This window comes from Streptomyces antimicrobicus, assembly GCF_020532625.1.
Classification (GTDB): domain Bacteria; phylum Actinomycetota; class Actinomycetes; order Streptomycetales; family Streptomycetaceae; genus Streptomyces; species Streptomyces antimicrobicus.
Map to the genome: position 1 here is coordinate 1 of NZ_JAJAUY010000224.1, position 5,541 is coordinate 5,541.

4 protein-coding genes are annotated in these 5,541 nt (G+C 72.6%); 3 read left to right on the plus strand and 1 reads right to left on the minus strand.

The genetic code is table 11. The features are described 5' to 3' along the window. The first annotated feature begins 535 nt into the window (after nt 1-535). The 3 genes from LG632_RS29315 (at nt 536) to sucD (ending at nt 4,118) form a co-directional block, all read left to right on the plus strand. On the plus strand, nt 536-1,762 hold the full coding sequence (locus tag LG632_RS29315) for a VWA domain-containing protein (RefSeq protein ID WP_374203633.1): 1,227 nt from the start codon (nt 536-538) through the stop codon (nt 1,760-1,762). Nucleotides 1,763-2,019: 257 nt separating this feature from the next. Continuing rightward, nucleotides 2,020-3,201 (plus strand): ADP-forming succinate--CoA ligase subunit beta, encoded by a 1,182-nt coding sequence (gene sucC, locus LG632_RS29320; RefSeq protein ID WP_226730944.1) that lies wholly within the window; start codon nt 2,020-2,022, stop codon nt 3,199-3,201. Nucleotides 3,202-3,224: 23 nt separating this feature from the next. After that, nucleotides 3,225-4,118, plus strand: a complete 894-nt coding sequence (gene sucD / locus LG632_RS29325; protein ID WP_226730946.1) for a succinate--CoA ligase subunit alpha — start codon at nt 3,225-3,227, stop codon at nt 4,116-4,118. 81 nt (nt 4,119-4,199) lie between these two features. Here sucD and LG632_RS29330 read toward each other — a convergent pair. Continuing rightward, nucleotides 4,200-5,541 (minus strand): SigE family RNA polymerase sigma factor (locus LG632_RS29330; protein ID WP_226730947.1); only part of this gene is annotated, 1,342 nt, incomplete at its 5' end.

Here is a 5,541-nt window from a genome sequence, read left to right on the forward strand (position 1 = left end):
CATGACGCGCCCTGCCGCGCCATGACGCGGGGCGCGCCCTGCCGCTCGCTGCGGGTCCTGCCGCTGCGCTCCGCGCCTTGCCGCTGCGGGTCGTGCCGCTGCGCTCCGCGCCTGACCTGGCACGACGCGGCCGACCGGGCATGACGCGGCACGACGGGGCACGACCTGGCATGACGAGGCACGACCCGGCATGACGCGGCATCACGGCACCACCAGGAGCTTCGACCACCAGCACGAGCACGGCACCACCAGCAACACCCGTACACACCGCATGGCCGCACGCCAGCACGGCCGCACAACCACACAACCGCATGGCCGCACGAACAGCGCCACCGCACGACCGCACCACTGACGACATCACGCCAGCAAGGCCGCACGGCCGCACGGCCGCATGGCCGCACGGCCGCACAACTGACGACAGCACGACCGCACGACTGACGACCGCCCGGCAGGGCGACAGCGCGACCGCACGGCCGCACAACCGTACGACCGCACGAGTCACGGCATCACTCACAACGCGAAGGGGGAACGGCACATGACGAACGCTCAGGGAGGCGCCGCGGTGGCCGGTGGTGAGGGCGACACCGGATGGGGGGTCGGGCCGGTCGCGGACGCCGCCGAGCGGATGCGGCGGTGGCGGCTCGTGCTCGGCGGGGGAGAGGCGGACGGCACGGGGTGTGCGCTCGGAGGCCGGGACGCCGCCATGGACGCGGCGCTCGGGGCCCTCTACGGAGGCCCCGGCGCGGCCGCGGACGGGCGCCGTTCCGGCGGTGAGCGCTCCGCCGGCCTCGGCGGCTCCGCGCCCAAGGTGGCGCGCTGGCTCGGCGACATCCGCACGTACTTCCCCAGCTCCGTCGTCCAGGTGATGCAGCGCGACGCCATCGAGCGCCTCGGCCTGTCCTCGCTGCTGCTGGAGCCGGAGATGCTGGAGGCCGTCGAGCCCGACGTCCACCTGGTCGGCACCCTGCTCTCGTTGAACAAGGCCCTGCCCGACACCACCCGGGAGACGGCCCGCGCCGTGGTCCGCAAGGTGGTCGAGCAGCTGGAGAAGAAGCTCGCCGGCCGCACCCGGGCCACCCTCACCGGCGCCCTGGACCGCTCGGCCCGGATCTCCCGGCCCCGGCACCGGGACATCGACTGGGACCGCACGATCCGGGCCAACCTCGGCAACTACCTGCCCGAGTACCGCACGGTCGTCCCCGAGCGGCTGATCGGCTACGGCCGCGCGGCGCAGTCGGTGAAGAAGGAGGTGATCCTCTGCATCGACCAGTCGGGTTCGATGGCGGCCTCCGTCGTCTACGCCTCCGTCTTCGGGGCCGTCCTCGCGTCGATGCGTTCGATCGCGACGCGCCTGGTCGTCTTCGACACGGCCGTCGTGGACCTCACCGACCAACTCGACGACCCGGTGGACGTCCTCTTCGGCACCCAGCTCGGCGGCGGTACGGACATCAACCGCGCCCTGGCCTACTGCCAGTCGAGGATCACCCGTCCCGCCGACACCGTCGTCGTCCTCATCAGCGATCTCTACGAGGGCGGCATACGCAACGAGATGCTCAAGCGGGTCGCGGCGATGCGGGCGGCCGGCGTCCAGTTCGTCACCCTGCTGGCCCTGTCCGACGAGGGCGCCCCCGCCTACGACCGCGAACACGCCGCTGCCCTGGCGGCCCTGGGCGCCCCGGCCTTCGCCTGCACCCCGGACCTCTTCCCGGACGTCATGGCCGCGGCCATCGAGAAGCGGCCCCTGCCGGTTCCCGAGGGGTGAGCCGGGCCAAGGGAATGGTGAGATCGCATGAATTTCCAGCTCACGCGTGAGGCGATCTGTGACAGGTATCACCGCTCAGGTGTGATCTGTGATTTAGGGTCCTACGTCCCTCGGGGATAACCTGCCGGACGGACATGCCGCGTCCACGGTCACCGTGTGCGCTCCCCTTGTGACAGCGCCGTCACGTTGCCCTCGCGGCACGCCCACGCAGACAACCGCGATCACTGCGAATCTTTGAAGACAAGGGACGGACGCGCGTGGACCTGTTCGAGTACCAGGCGAGGGACCTCTTCGCCAAGCACGGTGTACCGGTGCTGGCCGGTGAAGTCATCGACACGCCTGAGGCGGCCCGCGAGGCGACCGAGCGGCTGGGCGGCAAGTCGGTCGTCAAGGCCCAGGTGAAGGTCGGCGGCCGCGGCAAGGCCGGTGGCGTCAAGCTGGCCGCCACCCCGGACGAGGCCGTCGCCCGCGCGACGGACATCCTGGGCATGGACATCAAGGGCCACACGGTCCACAAGGTGATGATCGCGGAGACCGCTCCGGAGATCCTCGAGGAGTACTACGTCTCCTACCTCCTCGACCGCACCAACCGCACCTTCCTGGCCATGGCCTCGGTCGCGGGCGGCATGGACATCGAGGAGGTCGCCGCGACGACCCCCGAGAAGCTGGCCAAGGTCCCGGTCGACGCCAACGAGGGCGTCACCATCGAGAAGGCCCGCGAGATCGTCGCCCAGGCCCAGTTCCCGGCCGAGGTCGCCGAGAAGGTCGCCGACGTCCTCGTGACCCTGTGGAAGACCTTCGTCGCCGAGGACGCGCTCCTCGTCGAGGTCAACCCGCTGGCGAAGGTCGCCTCCGGCGACGTCATCGCGCTCGACGGCAAGGTCTCCCTGGACGAGAACGCCGAGTTCCGTCAGCCGTCCCACGAGGAGCTCGTGGACAAGGCCTCCGCCAACCCGCTGGAGGCCGCGGCCAAGGAGAAGGACCTCAACTACGTCAAGCTCGACGGTGAGGTCGGCATCATCGGCAACGGCGCGGGTCTCGTCATGAGCACCCTGGACGTCGTCGCCTACGCCGGTGAGAACCACGGTGGCGTCAAGCCCGCCAACTTCCTCGACATCGGCGGTGGCGCCTCCGCCGCCGTCATGGCCAACGGCCTCGAGATCATCCTCGGCGACCCGGACGTCAAGTCCGTCTTCGTCAACGTCTTCGGTGGCATCACCGCCTGCGACGAGGTCGCCAACGGCATCGTCCAGGCGCTCAAGCTCCTGGAGGACCGCGGCGAGGCGGTCACCAAGCCGCTGGTCGTCCGCCTCGACGGCAACAACGCCGAGCTGGGTCGCAAGATCCTGTCGGACGCCAACCACCCGCTGGTCCAGCGCGTGGACACCATGGACGGCGCGGCCGACAAGGCCGCCGAGCTCGCTGCGGCTGCGAAGTAAAGGGACGAGGTCACAGACTCACCATGGCTATCTTCCTCAACAAGGACAGCAAGGTCATCGTCCAGGGCATGACCGGTGCCACGGGCATGAAGCACACCAAGCTCATGCTGGGTGACGGCACCAACATCGTCGGTGGCGTGAACCCGCGCAAGGCCGGCACCACCGTCGACTTCGACGGCACCGAGGTCCCGGTCTTCGGCTCCGTCGCCGAGGCGATGGAGAAGACGGGCGCCAACGTCTCCGTCCTCTTCGTCCCGCCGGCCTTCGCCAAGGCCGCCGTCGTCGAGGCCATCGACGCCGAGATCCCGCTGGCCGTCGTCATCACCGAGGGCATCGCGGTCCACGACTCCGCCGCCTTCTGGGCGTACGCGTCCGCCAAGGGCAACAAGACCCGCATCATCGGCCCGAACTGCCCCGGTCTGATCACCCCGGGCCAGTCCAACGCCGGCATCATCCCGGGCGACATCACCAAGCCCGGCCGCATCGGTCTGGTGTCGAAGTCCGGCACGCTGACCTACCAGATGATGTACGAGCTGCGCGACCTGGGCTTCTCGTCCTGCGTCGGCATCGGTGGCGACCCGGTCATCGGCACCACCCACATCGACGCCCTGGCGGCCTTCGAGGCCGACCCGGACACCGACCTGATCGTCATGATCGGTGAGATCGGTGGCGACGCCGAGGAGCGCGCGGCCGACTTCATCAAGGCCAACGTGACCAAGCCGGTCGTCGGCTACGTCGCGGGCTTCACCGCGCCCGAGGGCAAGACCATGGGCCACGCCGGCGCCATCGTCTCCGGCTCCTCCGGCACGGCGCAGGCGAAGAAGGAGGCCCTGGAGGCCGCCGGTGTCAAGGTCGGCAAGACCCCGACCGAGACCGCCAAGCTGGCCCGCGAGATCCTTGAGGCCAAGGGCCTCTGAGGCCGGCCGGCCTCGGCCGAGCGAGCGAACGGGCGTGGCCCGCACCCCACCGGGGGTGCGGGCCACGCCCGTTCGGCGTCTCTACTCCGTCCGCGGCAGCAGGCGGGCCGGCGCCGGGTGCGGGCCCGAGCGCAGCTTCTGCTGGATCTCCTTGCCCTCGTCCGTCAGCGGTTGCGGGCCCGCGTGCGGGGGTACGCCGGACACGCTCCGGGCGGGTGAGAGCGAGGGCACGTAGCCGGTCGGCGCCGTGCTGACGGTGTAGGCGGTGGCGGCGGCGATGACCGCCGTCAGGCCGACGGCGGCCCGCGCCCACAGCCCGGCCCGCCGCTCCCCGGTGTGCCGTACGGAGCCGGCGGGACGCGGCGCGAGGCGTACGGCGGGCACCAGCGCCCCGAGGTGGTTGTGCAGCACCTCCCACTGCCGCGCCGCCGGTACGGCGGCCAGCCCGGGGACCCGCGCCGCCAGCGCCGCGTGGGCGTGCACGAGCCGGGCACCGGTCGCCGGGGTGCTGGCCTCCAGTTCGGCGGCGGTGTCGGGCAGGTCCAGGCCGACGCCGTCGTAGAGCAGCACGGCGCGCCGGTGCCGCGGGGGCAGCGCCAGCAGGGCGTCCAGCAGGATCCGGTCGGCGGGATCGGCCGGGGTCCGGTCGGGGTGGCGGCGGGGACGGCGGAAGGGGTGCCAGGGGCTGAGCGCCCACTCGTACGCCGCCGCGCGCACCCAGCCGACCGGGTCGGGGTCGGTGGCGACCTCGGGCCACCGGTCCCAGGCCATCCGGAACGCCCGCTCTACGGACTGCTGGGCGAGGCGGCGGCGTCCGGTGAGCAGGTAGGTCTGGCGGAGCAGCGCGGGGGCGGCGTAGGCGTGCAGGGCGTCGAAGGCGCGCTCGGGGGTGACGACGTCGGCGTAGTCGACGGTGTCGAAGGTGAGTGCGCCGAGCGGGTTGAGTCCGCCCTGGTGGAGGGGGCGCGGCTGCGGCATGACGTACGCCGGCTCCTGCGCCGGGGTCGCCTCCGCGAGCGGGCCCTCGTGCCCGGCGGCTCCGTCGGCCCCGTCGCCGGGCCGGTCGGCGTTGCCGGGACCGGCCAGCACCAGGGCCGCGACGGCGAAGCCGGACCGGGCCGCCGCCGGGAGCGGCGGTCCGGCGGCTGACGCCGGGTCAGGGAACGGGGGCGCGGCGGGGTCCGGGTCGGCCGTGCCGGTCTCGGGGCCGGGCCGCACGGGCAGGGGCTCCCGCGCGTCCGCGAGCGCGTGGTCCGGGTCGGGGCCGTGGTGGTGGTCGTGCTCGGGGCCGTGGTGGGGGCCGTGCCCGCGGTCCGGGTGGACGGCGTCGTACGGCGTCGGCGGGGCCGGGGGCGTCGCCGGGAGAGCGGACGGGAGAGCGGACGGGGGAGTCGGTCCGGAAGCGGCCGGGGGCACGGGCGAG